The organism is Cellulomonas shaoxiangyii, assembly GCF_004798685.1.
In the GTDB taxonomy this organism is placed as follows: Bacteria; Actinomycetota; Actinomycetes; order Actinomycetales; family Cellulomonadaceae; genus Cellulomonas; species Cellulomonas shaoxiangyii.
The window spans coordinates 1068206-1084536 of sequence record NZ_CP039291.1; the positions used below are offsets into that span (position 1 = coordinate 1068206).

The 16331-nt window shown below is 73.8% G+C and carries 9 protein-coding genes; 8 read left to right on the top strand and 1 reads right to left on the bottom strand.

Annotation, left to right across the window (positions count from 1 at the left end):
- The first annotated feature begins 223 nt into the window (after positions 1–223).
- The 7 genes from E5225_RS04930 (at position 224) to E5225_RS04960 (ending at position 8644) form a co-directional block, all read left to right on the top strand.
- Positions 224–1441 (top strand): NADP-dependent isocitrate dehydrogenase, encoded by a 1218-nt coding sequence (locus tag E5225_RS04930; protein ID WP_135972886.1) that lies wholly within the window; start codon positions 224–226, stop codon positions 1439–1441.
- 180 nt (positions 1442–1621) lie between these two features.
- Positions 1622–2611: a malate dehydrogenase gene (locus tag E5225_RS04935; protein WP_135972885.1), complete on the top strand. Its 990-nt coding sequence runs from the start codon at positions 1622–1624 to the stop codon at positions 2609–2611.
- A gap of 233 nt (positions 2612–2844) precedes the next feature.
- On the top strand, positions 2845–4176 hold the full coding sequence (locus tag E5225_RS04940) for an ABC transporter substrate-binding protein (protein WP_243738152.1): 1332 nt from the start codon (positions 2845–2847) through the stop codon (positions 4174–4176).
- 65 nt (positions 4177–4241) lie between these two features.
- Positions 4242–5189, top strand: a complete 948-nt coding sequence (locus tag E5225_RS04945) for a carbohydrate ABC transporter permease (RefSeq protein ID WP_135972884.1) — start codon at positions 4242–4244, stop codon at positions 5187–5189.
- Positions 5186–6130 (top strand): carbohydrate ABC transporter permease, encoded by a 945-nt coding sequence (locus tag E5225_RS04950; RefSeq protein ID WP_135972883.1) that lies wholly within the window; start codon positions 5186–5188, stop codon positions 6128–6130. The genes E5225_RS04945 and E5225_RS04950 overlap by 4 nt, the downstream gene beginning before the upstream one ends.
- Positions 6131–6170: 40 nt before the next feature.
- Entirely contained in the window at positions 6171–8351 is a 2181-nt protein-coding gene (locus tag E5225_RS04955; protein WP_135972882.1) for a beta-galactosidase, read from the top strand.
- Between the two features lie 20 nt (positions 8352–8371).
- The gene (locus tag E5225_RS04960; protein ID WP_135972881.1) at positions 8372–8644 is read left to right on the top strand and encodes a DUF167 domain-containing protein; all 273 of its coding nucleotides are present in this window, start codon (positions 8372–8374) and stop codon (positions 8642–8644) included.
- Positions 8645–8663: 19 nt separating this feature from the next.
- Here the strand turns inward: E5225_RS04960 and E5225_RS04965 are convergent, their stop codons facing one another.
- Positions 8664–9983 carry an alkaline phosphatase gene (locus E5225_RS04965; protein WP_135972880.1) on the bottom strand — a complete coding sequence of 440 codons (1320 nt, stop codon included), beginning with the start codon at positions 9981–9983 and terminating at the stop codon, positions 8664–8666.
- 248 nt (positions 9984–10231) lie between these two features.
- On the opposite strand from E5225_RS04965, the gene pulA reads away from it, so the two are divergent.
- Positions 10232–16171: a pullulanase-type alpha-1,6-glucosidase gene (gene pulA, locus E5225_RS04970; protein WP_135972879.1), complete on the top strand. Its 5940-nt coding sequence runs from the start codon at positions 10232–10234 to the stop codon at positions 16169–16171.
- The last annotated feature ends 160 nt before the right edge of the window (positions 16172–16331 follow it).

A 16331-nucleotide genomic window follows, 5' to 3' on the forward strand; every position in this document is an offset into this window, starting at 1 on the left:
GGACGTCCGCACCGGGACGGGCGGGCGCGCGGGCACGGTGGCACGCGGATCGTGTGCGCGCGCCAGCATGCCAGTCCCGGCGGTGCCCGGCACCTGCCCGCGCTCGTCCTGGTCCGCCGGGGTACGTCCGGGTTCGCCCCGAGTGTCCCGTCGTCGGACCCAGGTCTCTCGACGTCGAGTAACCTGGGCCCGACATCCCCGGCTCTGAAGAGGCAGGACTCGCATGGCGAAGATCAAGGTCGTCGGCCCGGTCGTCGAGCTCGACGGCGACGAGATGACGCGCATCATCTGGCAGTTCATCAAGGACCGCCTGATCCACCCGTACCTCGACATCGACCTGCGCTACTACGACCTGTCGATCCAGAACCGCGACGCGACCGACGACCAGGTCACGATCGACGCGGCGCACGCCATCAAGGAGCACGGCGTCGGCGTGAAGTGCGCGACGATCACGCCCGACGAGGCGCGCGTCGAGGAGTTCGGCCTGAAGAAGATGTGGGTCTCGCCCAACGGGACGATCCGCAACATCCTCGGCGGCGTCGTCTTCCGCGAGCCGATCATCATCAGCAACATCCCGCGGCTGGTGCCCGGGTGGAACAAGCCGATCATCATCGGCCGCCACGCCCACGGCGACCAGTACAAGTCGACGAACTTCAAGGTGCCCGGCGCCGGGAAGATCACGATGACGTTCGAGCCGGCCGACGGCTCCGAGCCGCAGCGGTTCGAGGTCGTGACGATGCCCGAGGCGGGCGGCGTCGCGATGGGCATGTACAACTTCAACGAGTCGATCCGCGACTTCGCGCGGGCCTCGTTCGCGTACGGCCTGCAGCGCGGGTACCCGGTGTACCTGTCGACGAAGAACACGATCCTCAAGGCGTACGACGGTGCCTTCAAGGACATCTTCGCCGAGGTCTTCGAGGCCGAGTTCAAGGAGCAGTTCGACGCCGCGGGGCTCACGTACGAGCACCGCCTCATCGACGACATGGTCGCCGCCGCGATGAAGTGGGAGGGCGGCTACGTCTGGGCGTGCAAGAACTACGACGGCGACGTCCAGTCCGACACCGTCGCGCAGGGCTTCGGCTCGCTCGGCCTCATGACGAGCGTCCTCATGACCCCCGACGGCACGACCGTCGAGGCCGAGGCGGCGCACGGCACGGTGACGCGCCACTACCGCCAGCACCAGCAGGGCAAGCCGACGTCGACGAACCCGATCGCGTCGATCTTCGCCTGGACCGGTGGCCTCAAGCACCGCGGCAAGCTGGACGGCACGCCGGAGGTCACGCAGTTCGCGCAGACCCTCGAGCAGGTCGTCATCGAGACCGTCGAGAGCGGCAAGATGACCAAGGACCTCGCCTCGCTGGTCGGGCCGGACCAGCCCTGGATGACGACCGAGGAGTTCCTCGGCGCGCTCGACGAGAACCTCGCCGCGCGCCTGGCCTGACCTCGCCCCACGCACCGCACCGACGGCGCCGTCCCCACCCGGGGAGGGCGCCGTCGGCGTACCGGGACCCGGCGCGGCCGGCGGGGTAGGTTCATGCCGGTGGCCTCCCGCGCGGCGGCCTCCGAGCACCCGCGCGTCCGCCCGCCGACGAGCGAGCGCGCCGAACCGAAGGAGACCACCGTGCCCGTCAGCCCCGCCGTCGTCACCGTGACCGGCGCCGCCGGCCAGATCGGCTACGCGCTGCTCTTCCGCATCGCCTCCGGCCAGCTGCTCGGCCCGGACACGCCCGTGCGCCTGCGCATGCTCGAGATCCCGCCCGCGGTGAAGGCGGCCGAGGGCGTCGCGATGGAGCTGGACGACTGCGCGTTCCCGCTGCTCGACGGCATCGACATCACCGACGACGCCACGGCGGCGTTCGACGGCGTCAACGTCGCGCTGCTCGTCGGGGCGCGCCCGCGCACGGCCGGCATGGAGCGCGGGGACCTCCTCAGCGCCAACGGCGGCATCTTCGGGCCGCAGGGCGCGGCGATCAATGCGGGCGCCGCGGACGACGTGCGGGTGCTCGTCGTCGGCAACCCCGCCAACACGAACGCGTTCATCGCTGCGGCGCACGCCCCCGACGTGCCGGCGGACCGGTTCACCGCGATGACGCGCCTGGACCACAACCGCGCGCTGGCCCAGCTGCGGCAGCGCACCGGTGCGGCGATCGACGACATCCGCCGCGTCACCATCTGGGGCAACCACTCGGCCACGCAGTACCCGGACCTCACGCAGGCGACGATCGGCGGACGGTCGGCGCTCGGGGTCGTGGACGACCAGGCGTGGGTCCGGGACACGTTCATCCCGACGGTCGCCAAGCGCGGCGCGGCGATCATCGAGGCGCGCGGCGCGTCCTCGGCGGCGTCCGCGGCGAACGCGGCGGTGGACCACGTGCACACGTGGGTGCACGGCACGCCCGAGGGGGACTGGACGTCCGCCGGCGTGGTGTCGCGCGGCGAGTACGGCGTGCCGGAGGGCCTCGTGTCGTCGTTCCCGGTGACGGCCTCCGGTGGTGCGTTCACGGTCGTGCCCGACCTCGAGCTCGACGAGTTCTCCCGCGCGCGGATCGACGCGTCGGTCGCCGAGCTCGTCGAGGAGCGCGAGGCGGTGCGCGCGCTCGGCCTCGTCTGACCCGCGCCGCCGCTCGTCCCGGCGACGGGCGGCGTGCCGCGGTTGACACGCGGGTGTGTCGCGTGGCTACGTTGTCGGACGAGGCAAGCGCTATCAAGGGAGATGGCGATGGTCGTCGGCGCGCCGGGCAGACCCGTGGCAGCGGACGTGGCCCGGGTGGCCGGCGTCGCGCAGGTCCGAGGGGTGGTCCGATGATGCACCGACCCGTGACCCGAGCCGCGAGGCGACCGACCGTGCGTCTGGCGGTGGCCGCGTCCGGCGCCGCGCTGCTGCTGGCGGCGTGCGCCGGCGGCCCGGCGCCCGGCGCGACCCCGCGCAGCGAGCCGGTCTCGCAGACGGAGCGCGAGGAGGCGCTGTCGACGCCCACCGAGCTGCTGTTCTGGACGTGGGTCCCCGACATCCAGAACCAGGTGGACCTCTTCATGGCCGAGTACCCCGCCATCGACGTGGAGCTGGTCAACGTCGGGCAGGGGTCGCCGCACTACCAGAAGCTGCGCACGGCGCTGCGGTCGGGCCGCGGCGTCCCCGACGTCGCCCAGGTGGAGTTCCAGTACCTGTCGTCGTTCACGCTCGGCGAGCACCTCATGGACCTGGCGCCCTACGGCGCGGCCGAGCTCGAGGACGACTACGCCGACTGGATCTGGGACCAGGTCTCCGAGGGGGACGCGGTGTACGGCATCCCGCAGGACGTGGGCCCCATGGGCAACCTGTACCGCGAGGACCTGCTCGCGCAGGCCGGGGTCACGCCGCCGGCCACGTGGGAGGAGTTCGCCGCCGCCGCGCGCACCTACCGCGCGGCGATGCCGGACTCGTACCTGACGAACCTGCCGGGCAACGACGCGGGCCAGCTCGTGGGGCTGCTGTGGCAGTCCGGCGCCCGCCCGTTCGGCTACGACGGCGAGGAGACCGTGACGATCGACCTCGACACGCCGCAGGTGCAGCGCGTCGTCGAGCTGTGGGACACGCTGATCCGGGAGGACCTCGTCGCCGTCGACCCGGACTTCACCGACCAGTGGTACCAGGGCCTGAGCAACGGCAGGTACGCCTCGTGGCAGGCCGCGGCGTGGGGCCCGGTGTACCTGCAGGGCACCGCCGGCACGACGTCCGGCCTGTGGCGCGCGGCGCCCATCCCGCAGTGGGCGCCGGGGGAGAACGTGTCGAGCAACTGGGGCGGCTCGACCGACGCCGTCCTGACGACGACGCAGAACCCGGTCGCGGCGGCCGAGCTGGCCCGGTGGATCAACACCGAGGAGGAGCCCGCCGTGCGGCTCGCGACCGAGCAGTTCCTGTTCCCCGCCTACGACCCGGTCCTCACCCACCCGGACTTCGTCGGGCAGGAGGCCGAGTTCTACGGCGGGCAGCGGGTCAACCAGGTGTTCGCCGAGATCACCGGGACGGTGAGCAGCGACTTCGGCTGGCTGCCGTTCACGGACTACGTGTACGCGTCCTACAACGAGACCGTCGGCGCGGCCATCGCCGACCGCGACCCGCTGGCGCCGGCCGTCGAGGCGTGGGCCGCTGACCTCGTCGCCTACGCGCAGGAGCAGGGCTTCACCGTGGAGTGAGCGCGGCGGCCGGTGACCGCGCCCGCGCGGACGCACCGCCCCGACCCGACAGGAGGCGGACGACGATGTCCACGAGCACCACAGCGGCGCCCCCGGGCGTCCACCGGCCGGACCCGGTCCGGCCGCGGCGGCGCACGCTGCGCCGGCCCGAGATGATCGCGGCGTACCTGTTCGTCGCACCCTTCTTCGTCGTCTTCCTCGCGATGGTCGTCGCGCCCCTGGTGTACTCCGGCTACCTCTCCCTGTTCCGCGAGCAGCTGGTCGGCCGGACCGTCTGGGTGGGGCTCGGCAACTACGCCGACGCGCTCGCCGATCCCGAGTTCCTCGGCGGCGTGCTGCGGGTGCTGCGGTTCTTCGCGATCCAGGTGCCCGTGATGCTCGGCCTGGCCGTGCTCTTCGCGCTGGTGCTCGACAGCGGGCGGCTGCGCCTGCAGCGCTTCGTCCGGCTGTCGATCTTCGTGCCCTACGCGGTGCCCAGCGTCATCGCCGCGCTCATGTGGGGGTACCTCTACGGGCCCGACTTCGGCCCGTTCGCCCAGCTCGCGGAGGCGGTGGGGGCGTCGGCGCCGCAGTTCCTGTCCGACCGGTGGGCGCTCGCGTCGATCGCCAACATCGTCACCTGGGGCTTCGTCGGCTACAACATGATCATCCTGTACGCGGCGCTGCGGTCGGTGCCGACCGAGCTCTACGAGGCCGCGCGCATCGACGGCGCGAACGAGGCCCGCATCGCGTGGTCGGTCAAGCTGCCGACGATCCGCCCGGCGCTGCTGCTCACCCTGATCTTCTCGGTGATCGGGTCGCTGCAGCTGTTCAACGAGCCGAACCTGCTGCGCAACCTCGCACCGAACGTCATCGGGGCGGCCTACACGCCGAACCTCTACGCGTACAACCTCGCGTTCGTGAACCAGGAGATCAACTACTCCGCGGCGATCGCGTTCCTGCTCGGCCTCGTCATCATGATCGTGTCGTACGTGGTGCAGCTGGGCTCGCAGCGACGGGAGCGCCGCTCATGACCACCCAGCCCCTGGCCGCGCGCCCCGCGGCGGGCACCGACGTCACGGACCCGCCCGTCGACGCACCCCGTCCCGGCCGCCGGCGCCGCGGCGCGTCCGGCGGACCCAGCACGGTGCTGACCGTCGGGATGCTCGTGTGCGTCGCGTACTTCCTGCTGCCGCTCGTGTGGGTCGTCGTCGCGTCGACCAAGTCGAACGCGGACCTGTTCTCCACGTTCGGGCTGTGGTTCGCCGACGACCTCCAGCTCGTGGCGAACCTGCGCGACGTGTTCACCGCACAGGACGGTGTGTTCGTCCTGTGGCTGCGCAACAGCGTCGTCTACGCCGTCGTGAGCGCCGCGGGCGCCGCGGTGCTCGCGACGCTCGCGGGGTACGCGTTCGCCAAGCTGCGCTTCCCCGGCGGGAACGTGCTGTTCTCGGTCGTCCTCGGCGCCGTGATGATCCCGACGACCGCCCTGGCGATCCCGACCTACCTGCTGTTCGCCGAGGCCGGCATGACGAACACCGCGTGGGCGGTGATCGTCCCGTCGCTGGTCAGCCCGTTCGGGGTGTACCTCATGCGGGTCTACGCCGAGGGGGCGGTGCCGGACTCGCTGCTCGAGGCGGCCCGCGTCGACGGCGCCGGGGAGACGCGCATCCTCGTGCGCGTCGTGCTGCGCCTGCTCGCACCCGGCGTCGTCACGGTCCTGCTGTTCCAGCTCGTCGCGACCTGGAACAACTACTTCCTGCCGCTGATCATGCTCAACAGCGCCGACCTGTACCCCCTCACGGTGGGCCTCGCGCAGTGGCAGGCCACGTCGGCGGCGGGGTCGGGTTCGCAGGCGCTCTTCTCGACCGTGATCACCGGGTCGCTCGTGTCGATCATCCCGCTCGTGGTCGCGTTCCTGTTCCTCCAGCGGTACTGGCAGTCGGGCCTCGCGACCGGCGGGGTGAAGCAGTGACGCACGGACGACCCGCAGCACCGACGAGAGGACCCGCGACGTGCCCACCCTTCCCCGGCCCGTGCTCTTCGGGGCGGCGTACTACCACGAGTACCAGCCGTCCCCCCGGCTCGAGCAGGACCTCGACCTGATGGCCGAGGCGGGCTTCTCCGTCATCCGCGTCGGGGAGTCCGTGTGGTCGACGTGGGAGCCCGAGGACGGGGTCCTCGACCTCGACTGGCTGCAGCCGGTCGTGGACGGCGCCCACGCGCGCGGGATCGCGACGGTCCTCGGCACGCCGACGTACGCCGTGCCGCCGTGGCTCGCGCGCAAGCACCCGGAGATCGCGGGGGAGAGCGCCACGGGGCGCCGCATCCCGTGGGGCGCGCGGCAGGAGGTCGACCTCACGCACCCGGCGTTCCGCTTCCACGCCGAGCGCGTGATCCGGGCCGTCGTCGGGCGGTACGCCGACCACCCCGGGGTCGTCGGGTTCCAGGTCGACAACGAGCCCGGCCTGCACCTGCTGCACAACCGGGGGGTGTTCCAGTCGTTCGTCGACCACCTGCGCCACACGTACGGCGACGTCGCCACGCTGAACCGCGAGTGGGGGCTCACCTACTGGTCGCACCGCCTGTCGACGTGGGGCGACCTGTGGACGCCCGACGGCAACAGCGCCCCGCAGTACGACCTCGCGTGGCGCCGGTTCCAGGCCCGGCTCGTGAGCGAGTTCATCGCGTGGCAGGCGCAGGTCGTGCGCGAGTACGCGCGGGACGACCAGTTCGTCACCACGTGCCTGGCGTACTCCCGTCCCGCCGTCGACGACCCCGACCTCACGGCGTCGCTCGACGTCACCGCGGGCAACCCGTACTACGCGATGCAGGACGCGCTCGCGCTGCCGTGGACGCCCGGGTCGCCGCAGGGGTGGACGACGTCCGGCACGTGGAGCGTCGTGCACAGCGCGGACCGCATGTACTCCTCCAAGCAGGCGCCGTTCCTCGTCACGGAGACCAACGCCGGGGCGATCGGCGGCCCGGCGGCGAACTTCCCCGCCTACGACGGGCAGTGGCGGCAGGTCGCGTGGGCCATGGTGGCGCGCGGTGCCCGGATGATCGAGTACTGGCACTGGCACACGCTGCACCACGGGGCGGAGACGTACTGGGTCGGGGTCCTCCCGCACGACCAGCAGCCGGGCCGCGTCTACGACCAGCTCGCGGCGCTCGGCGCCGAGCTGCGCGCGGCCGGCGACGCGGTCGCGGGGCTCGTGCCCGACGCCGGCGTCGGCCTGCTGTGGTCCAACGCGTCGAAGTGGGCGCTGACCTTCCAGCCGTCGCTCGCCGACGGTGCGGAGCCCGACCCGCGCACGTACGAGCACGTGGTCGAGGCGTTCGCGCGCGGTGCCTTCGACGCGGGCGTGGGGGTGCGGATCCTGCACGACGTGCAGGTGACCGGCGAGGTGCCGCCCGGCGGCGACGGCCGGGTGCGCGGTGCGTCGGACGCGGCCGGGGGCCTGGACCCCGCGCAGGTCGCGCGTGAGCTGCCCGTGCTGCTCGTGCCGGCGCTCTACGTGGCGACCGACGCGCTGCTGGACTGGCTCGGGGCGTACGCCGCGGCGGGCGGGCACCTCGTGCTCGGGCCCCGCACCGCGTACGCCGACCACGAGGCCCGGGCCCGGCTCGAGCGCAAGCCCGCGCGCCTGGCCGACGCCGCGGGCGTCGGCTACCAGGAGCTCACGAACCTGTCGGCACCGGTGCCCGTGCGGGCGACGGGGGACACCGGCCGGGACGGCCGGGGGGACCGTCCGGCGGACGGCCTGGTGCTCCCGCCCGGCGCGTGCGCGACCGGCTGGGTCGACGGGCTGCAGGCCGGTGGGCGGGCGCGCGTGCTCGTCGAGTACGAGCACCCCCACCTGGCCCGCTGGCCCGCGGTGACCACCGCCGGGCACGGTCGCGGCCGGGTCACCACGGTGGGTACCGTGCCGGACGCCGTGCTCGCCCGCGCGCTGCTGACGTGGCTGGCCCCGGCGGACGACGACTGGCGGCGCGCCGTGCGCCAGCCGGTGACCGTCCTGTCGGGGAAGTCGGCCGCGGGCCGGCGCGTGCGGTTCGTGCACAACTGGTCGTGGGAGCCGACGGCTCTCGCGGCCCCCGTCGCGGTGACCGACGCGTTGTCGGGGGCTGCCGTCGGCGCGGGCGAGCCGGTCGAGCTCGGGGCGTGGGACGTGCGGGTGCTCGTGGAGGTCTGACGGGCGGGAGGGAGGCGGACGTGCGGGTGGCGGTGCGGGTGCGGCCCGGTGCGTCGCGCACGCGCGTCGGCGGCACGTACGGCGACCGGCTCGTCGTCGCGGTGACTGCGCGCGCCGTCGACGGTGCGGCGACCGCGGCGACGCTGCGGGCCGTCGCGGACGCGCTCGGCGTCCGGGCGCGGCACGTCGCGCTCGTGGCGGGCGCGACCAGCCGGGACAAGGTGCTCGAGGTCGAGGACACCGCGGTGACGCCCGACGTGCTGGCGCGGCTCGAGGCGGTGCGCGCGGGCTGAGGCGGGAACGGGCGCGGCCTCAGCGGCGCCCCCGCATCGCGTCGCGCAGGACCCCGAACACGTCGGTGTTGTCCTGCGACCGGGCCAGCCGGTCCGCACCCGGTCCCTCGGCGGTGAGCGGTGTCGACGCGCCCGTGTGCCCGCCGGTGGTCCAGTCCACCGTGAACTGCAGGTCGCTGCCGGCGACCGGGAACGGCCCGTCCTCGAGGCTGCGCGCCACCGCGGGGTCGGTGCTCGCGGGGTCGCCGGACTCGTCCTCCGGGTCGACGTTCTCGACCGCGAGGCCCCCGGTCTCGTGGTCGCCCACGACGACGACCAGCGTGCCGCGGTGGCGGGCCGCGAAGTCGCGCACGACGGCGACGGTCTCGTCGAACGCCTGCCCCGCCTGGAGCGTGCGCGGGGCGTTGTTGTTGTGCGCGAACTCGTCGATCGCCTCCTCCTCGACGAGGAGGAAGAAGCCGTGGCGGTCGTCGGAGAGCACGTCGAGCGCCTTGCGCGTCATGGTCGCGAGCGGGACGACGGGCGCGTACTCGTCGCCCTGCCCCTCGGGCGCCTGCTCGAACATCTCCTCGTTCGCGAACAGCCCGAGGATCCGGTCCGACCGCGTGGCGGCGAGCTCGTCGGCCGTCGTGACGTAGTCGTACCCGATGGCCTCCGCGCGCTCGACGAGGTTCCCGTGCCTGCCCTGGCTGACCTCCGGCCGGGGGTCGTCCGGGTCGTCCGGGTACGCGCCCTCGTCGCCCGCCGGGTACCACCAGTCCTCGCCGCCGCCGAGGACGACGTCCGGTCGGGTGTCGTCCAGGTACTGGCGGGCGATCTCGCTCTGGTCGGCGCGGTCCGGCACGTGCGCCCCGAAGGCTGCCGGCGTGGCGTCGGTGACCTGCGCGGTCGTGACGAGCCCCGTCGCCTTGCGCTGCCGCTGCGCGAGCTCGAGGAGCGTCGGCACGGGCCTGCCGTCGACGTCGACGGACACCGCGCCGTTGTACGTGCGCACGCCGGTGGCGAACGCGGTGGCGCCGGCAGCGGAGTCCGTGACGGCCTCGTCGGGGTCCGCCGAGTCGGTCCGGGTCCAGCCCGCGTACCGCAGGCCGTCCATCGCCAGCTCGCCGTCCTGCCCCACGGTCGCGAGCCGGATCGCGTCGCGCGCCGCGATGCTGAGCCCGTCCCCGACCAGCAGGACGACGTTGCGCGCGGCCGGCCCGGCGCCGCCGCGCCCGTGCTCCGGCTCGCTCCCGCCGGGCCGCCCGGTGTCGGTCAGCCCCGCCGCCCCGAGGCCGAGCGTGAGCGCGAGCGCCCCGCCGGCCGCGATCCTTCCTCGTCGTACGTCGCGCACGTGCATCTGCCGCCCCCGTCGTCGAACTCCGTCGTTCACCGTGACGTCGGCCGGGCCCCGCGGGGTCCGCTGCCCCCCATGCTCGGCCGGACCCGGGCCGGCCCGCAAGGCCCCGGGCGGGCCCGTCCGGCCGCTCGCGTCGTCCGGATCGGCCGAGTTGCCGGGTGTGCTTGCTGAAAGTTGATGCAAGCGGTTACCGTCGCGGGACTGCCCACCTTCCGGCACGACGTCGTGCCGTGACGAAGGAGTCCCCGATGGTCGGCGTCCCCGCGCGTCCTGGCTCGTCCCTGCCCTCCCGCCGGTCCCGACCGGCGTCCTGGCCTCCTCCCCGCCCCGGCCGCCGGCTGTCGGCTGCCGTGACGGCACTCGCGGTCGGCACGGTCGGCGCCGTCGCGGCGCTCGCGCCGACCGCCGCGACGGCGGCCCCCGGCGGCGCCGCGCTCGTCGGCAGCCTGCAGAGCGAGCTCGGCTGCGCCGCGGACTGGGACCCGGCCTGCGCCGCGACCGAGCTCGCGGCCACGGACGTGCCGGGCCGGTACGCCGCCACCTTCACGGTCCCGGCGGGCAGCTGGGAGTGGAAGGTCGCGCTCGACGACGCCTGGGACGCCGCCTACGGCGCGGACGGCGGCGCGGCGAACACCCCGCTCGTCGTCGCCGGCCCGGCCGAGCTGACGTTCACCTACGACGACGCGAGCCACCGCACGGCCGTGACCGTGGCCGGCCTGCGCGCCGGCTACACCGACGCGGACGCCGACCTGGTGGCCGAGCCCGCACGCGACGCGGGCGCGGGCGAGCAGTTCTACTTCGTCATGACCGACCGGTTCGCGAACGCGGACCCGTCGAACGACACCGGCGGCCTGACGGGCGACCGGCTCACGACCGGGCTCGACCCGACCGACAAGGGCTTCTTCCACGGCGGCGACCTGGCCGGCCTGCGCGAGCGGCTCGACTACGTCGAGGGTCTGGGCACGACCGCGATCTGGCTGACCCCGTCGTTCCTCAACCGCCCGGTGCAGGGCGAGGGCGCGAACGCGTCGGCCGGCTACCACGGCTACTGGGTCACCGACTTCACGCAGATCGACCCGCACCTGGGCACGAACGCGGAGCTGAAGGCGCTGATCGACGACGCGCACGCGCGCGGCATCGACGTCTACTTCGACATCATCACCAACCACACCGCCGACGTCATCGACTACGCGGAGCAGGAGTACTCCTACGTCGAGCAGTCCGCGGAGCCGTACCGCGACGCGGCGGGCGAGGCGTTCGACCCCGCGGAATTCGCGGGCACCGGCGACTTCCCGGCGCTCGACCCGGCGACGTCGTTCCCGTACACGCCGGTGGTCGACCCGGCCGACGCGGACCTCAAGGTCCCCGGCTGGCTCAACGACCCGACGCTCTACCACAACCGGGGGAACTCGACGTGGACGGGTGAGTCCGTCACGTACGGCGACTTCGACGGCCTCGACGACCTCATGACCGAGCACCCCGACGTCGTCGAGGGCTTCGTCGACGTCTACGAGGCGTGGGTCGACCTCGGCATCGACGGGTTCCGCATCGACACGGTCAAGCACGTGGACGGGGAGTTCTGGGAGACCTTCACCGCCGGGATCGCGGAGCACGCGGCGTCGGTCGGCAACCCCGAGTTCTTCATGTTCGGCGAGGTCTACGACGCGGACTCCGCCAAGACGGCGCCGTACGTGCGCGACACGGACATGAACGCCGTCCTCGACTTCTCGTTCCAGGCCGCCGCCGCCAACTACGCCAAGGGCCTGTCCGCCGCCGGGCTGCAGGCGCTGTACGCGAGCGACGACCGCTACACGACGCCCACGAGCAACGCGCAGGCGCTGCCGACGTTCCTCGGCAACCACGACATGGGCCGCATCGGGTACGCCGTCAAGGACGCGGGCAGCGCGCAGGACCGCTCGGGCCTGGCGCACAGCCTCATGTACCTGACCCGCGGGCAGCCGGTCGTCTACTACGGCGACGAGCAGGGCTTCGTCGGCGCGGGCACGCTCGGCGGCAAGGACAAGGACGCCCGCCAGTCGCTGTTCGCCACGCAGGTCGGCGAGTACGCGGACCAGGCGCTGCTCGACGGGACGACCGCCGGGTCGGTCGACCGGTTCGGCACGGACACCGCGCTCTACGGGCACATCGCACGCCTCGCGCGGCTGCGCGCCGAGACGCCCGCGCTCACCGAGGGCGCGCAGCTGGAGCGGTACGCCGAGGGTGCGGTGTACGCGTTCTCCCGCGTGGGTGACGACGACGTCGAGCACCTCGTGGCGACCAACAACGCCACCGCCCCGGCGACGGTCACGGTCGACACGCTGACGCCGGGCGCGACGTTCACGCCGCTGCTCGCCACGACCGGCACCGCCACGGCCGACGCACCGCCGGTGACGGCGGGCGGCGACGGCACGGTGCAGCTCACCGTCCCGGCACTCGGCGCGGTGGTCCTGCGCGCCGACGGCCCGGTCGCCGCCGGTGACGGCGCGATCACCGTGACCGCGCCCGGCGCCGGCGCCGCGGTCGCCGGCTCCGCCCCGGTCTCCGCGGACGTCGCGGACGACGTGCTGGCGACGACGTCCTTCGCCTACCGCGTCGTCGGCTCCGACGACTGGACGCCCCTCGGCACCGCCGAGACCACCACGCCGCGCGTGTTCCACGACGTCGACGACCTGGCGCCCGGCACCCTCGTCGAGTACCGCGCCGTGCGCGAGGACGCCGCGGGCGACCGCAGCGCCGCGTCCACGTACGCGAGCGTCGGCGTGGCCGTCGACGGCGTCGTGCCGCCGACGGGGCCGACCGACCTCGTCGTCACGGTCCCCGGCAGCCACAACGCCGCGATGGGCTGCGCGGGCGACTGGCAGCCGGACTGCGAGGCGGCGCGCCTCGAGCAGGTGGCCGGCACGGTCTACGCCGGCACGTTCACGCTGCCGCCGGGCTCCTACGAGTACAAGGTCGCGATCGGCGGCACGTGGGACGAGAGCTACGGCACCCCCGACGGCGGCAACATCACGTACACCGTGGCGGGCGACGCGCCGCAGCAGGTCACGTTCGTCTACGACCACGCCACGCACCAGGTGACGTCGTCGGCGCAGGGCCCGCTGCTCACGCTGCCGGGCAGCGCGCAGAGCGAGCTCGGCTGCGCCGCCGACTGGGACCCCGCGTGCCTGGCCGCCGTGCTCATCGACGGCGACGGCGACGGCACGGCGACGTTCACGGCGCAGGACCTGCCGGCCGGCACCTACGAGGTGAAGGTCGCGCACGGGCTGTCGTGGGCCGAGAACTACGGAGCGGGCGGCGCCCCCGGCGGCGCGAACATCGCCTTCTCCGCGCCCGGCGGCGAGCCCGTGACGTTCACGTACGACCTGGCGACGCACGTGCTCGAGATCGGCACGCAGGACCCGGCGCTGCCGGGGACCGGCCAGTCCGCCGCCCACTGGGTGGAGCAGGACCTGCTCGCGTGGCCCGCGTCGTTCGTCGCGGCGGGCACGGACCCCGCCGACCTCGCGTTCACGCTGCACGGCTCCGCCGACGGCTCGCTCGAGGTGGTCGACGGCGAGGTGACCGGCGGCGAGGCGCACGCGCTCGCGGTCGACCCCGACGGGCTGGGCGCGGACGTGCTCGCACGCTTCCCGGCCCTCGAGGGCCACCTGGCCCTGCGGCTCGAGGACGCGGACCGCGCGACGGTCGAGCGGCTGCTCACGGGCGAGCTGCTCGTGCGCCAGGCGGCGGCAGACGGCACCGCGCAGGCGGTCACCGGGGTGCAGGTGCCCGGTGTCCTCGACGACCTCTACGCCGACGCGGCGGCCGACCGCGCGTACGGCACGACGTGGCGAAAGGGCGCCCCGGCGCTGGCGCTGTGGGCACCCACCGCCCAGGACGTCGACCTGCTCGTGTGGCCGGCGGACCGCCGGGGCGCGATCGACACGAGCGCCGAGCCGACGCGCGTCGCGGCCGAGCGGCAGGGCGACGGCGCCTGGACGGCGTCCGGCCCGAAGGCGTGGGCCGGTGCGGCCTACCTGTGGGAGGTCACGGTGTACGCGCCCACCACGGGCGCCGTCGAGGTCAACCGGGTCACCGACCCGTACGCGGTCGCGCTCACGCTCAACAGCACGCACGGCGTCCTCGTCGACCTCGACGACCCGCGCTACCGGCCGAAGGAGTGGGAGAAGGCGGAGCAACCCGTCGTCCGGCCGGTCGACCAGACCATCTACGAGCTGCACGTGCGCGACTTCTCGATCTCCGACGCCACCGTGCCCGAGCGGCTGCGCGGCACGTACGGCGCGTTCGCGGTGCGCAGCAGCGACGGGCGCGACCACCTGCGCCGGCTCGCCGACGCGGGGCTGACGACCGTGCACCTGCTGCCGACGTTCGACATCGCGTCGATCGAGGAGGACCGGTCCGCGCAGGCCACCCCGCAGTGCGACCTGGCGGCGCTGCCGCCGGACTCGCCCGAGCAGCAGGCGTGCGTCACCGCGGTCGCGGGGCAGGACGCGTTCAACTGGGGCTACGACCCGTGGCACTGGACCGTGCCGGAGGGCTCGTACGCGGTCGACGCCACGGGCGGGGCGCGCGTCGCGGAGTTCCGCTCCATGGTCGGGGCGCTGCACGCCGACGGCCTGCAGGTCGTGCTCGACCAGGTGTTCAACCACACGGCGGCGAGCGGGCAGGACGCGAAGAGCGTCCTCGACCGCGTCGTCCCGGGGTACTACCACCGGCTGAACGCGACCGGCCAGGTCGAGACGTCCACGTGCTGCCAGAACGTCGCCACCGAGCACGCGATGGCGGAGAAGATGATGGTCGACTCGGTCGTCACGTGGGCCCGGGACCACAAGGTCGACGGCTTCCGGTTCGACCTCATGGGCCACCACTCGCGCCAGACCATGGAGCGGGTCCGGGCGGCGCTCGACGAGCTGACCCCGCGCCGCGACGGCGTCGACGGCCGGGACGTCTACCTGTACGGCGAGGGCTGGAACTTCGGGGAGGTCGCCGACAACCGGCTGTTCGAGCAGGCCACGCAGGGTCAGCTGGGCGGCACGGGGATCGGCACGTTCTCCGACCGGCTGCGCGACGCCGTGCGCGGCGGGGGCCCGTTCGACGAGGACCCCCGCCTGCAGGGCTTCGGCTCGGGCGCGTACACCGACCCGAACGGCGCCCCGGTCAACGGCACGCAGGACGAGGAGCTGGCCCGCGTGCGCCACCAGGCCGACCTGGTCCGGCTCGGCATGGCGGGCAACCTGCGCGACTACGAGCTGCTCGCGAGCGACGGCACGGTGCGGCGCGGCGACCAGCTCGACTACAACGGCCAGCCGGCCGGCTACGCCGACTCCCCGGAGGAGGTCGTCACCTACGTCGACGCGCACGACAACGAGACGCTGTTCGACAACCTGTACCTGAAGCTGCCGCGGGACACCCCGATGGCGGACCGGGTGCGGATGAACACGGTGTCGCTCGCGACGACCGCGCTCGCGCAGACGCCGTCGTTCTGGCACGCGGGGGCGGACCTGCTGCGGAGCAAGTCGCTGGACCGCAACAGCTACGACTCGGGCGACTGGTTCAACGTCCTCGACTGGTCCGGGCAGACCAACGGCTTCGCCCGCGGCCTGCCGCCGGCCGCGGACAACGAGGCGAAGTGGCCGTACCAGCAGCCGCTGCTGGCCGACCCGGCGCTCGTGCCGACCCCGCAGGACATCGCGACGGCGAGCGACGCGGCCGCGGACCTGCTGGAGCTGCGCTCCTCGACCCGCTTGTTCCGCCTGGGCTCGGCGGACCTGATCGAGCAGAAGGTCACGTTCCCGGGCTCGGGGCCGGACGCCGACCCGGGCGTGGTCGTCATGCACGTCGACGACCGCACGGGCTACGACCGCGACGCCCGCCGCTGGCGCACGGACGTGGACCGCCGGCTGGACGGGGTGCTCGTGGTCGTGAACGCCTCCGACGAGCCGACGACGCAGACGTTCGGCGCGCTCGCGGGCCGGCGGTACGCGCTGTCGCCCGTGCAGCAGCACGGGTCCGACGCGGTGGTCCGGACGACCACCTGGCAGCGGGGGAGCGGGACGGTGACGGTGCCGCCGCGCACGGTCGCGGTGCTCGTCGAGGCGGCGCCGCAGCTGCCGCCGGGTCTCGGCGGGTCGTTCCCGGGCAGCCTGGTCGACCATGTCCTGGACTGGTGGCGCGGCCTGTTCGGCTGACCTCTCCCGACGGTGCGCCGGGTTCATGCCTTCGCGGCGTGAACCCGGCGCACCTGTCTGTCCCGGTGTGTGCGTGCTCGCAGGACCCGGTGCGCGCCGCGGCGGGGAGGACACGATGTGGTAACGGGTGTTGCACCGACATAGGCTTCAGGTCTTGAAT

Coding starts and splice junctions, on each gene's coding strand:
- E5225_RS04930 (WP_135972886.1), top strand. CDS start 224: ATGGCGAAGATCAAGGTCGTCGGCCCGGTCGTCGAGCTCGACGGCGAC.
- E5225_RS04945 (WP_135972884.1), top strand. CDS start 4,242: ATGTCCACGAGCACCACAGCGGCGCCCCCGGGCGTCCACCGGCCGGAC.
- E5225_RS04950 (WP_135972883.1), top strand. CDS start 5,186: ATGACCACCCAGCCCCTGGCCGCGCGCCCCGCGGCGGGCACCGACGTC.
- E5225_RS04965 (WP_135972880.1), bottom strand. CDS start 9,983: ATGCACGTGCGCGACGTACGACGAGGAAGGATCGCGGCCGGCGGGGCG.
- pulA (WP_135972879.1), top strand. CDS start 10,232: ATGGTCGGCGTCCCCGCGCGTCCTGGCTCGTCCCTGCCCTCCCGCCGG.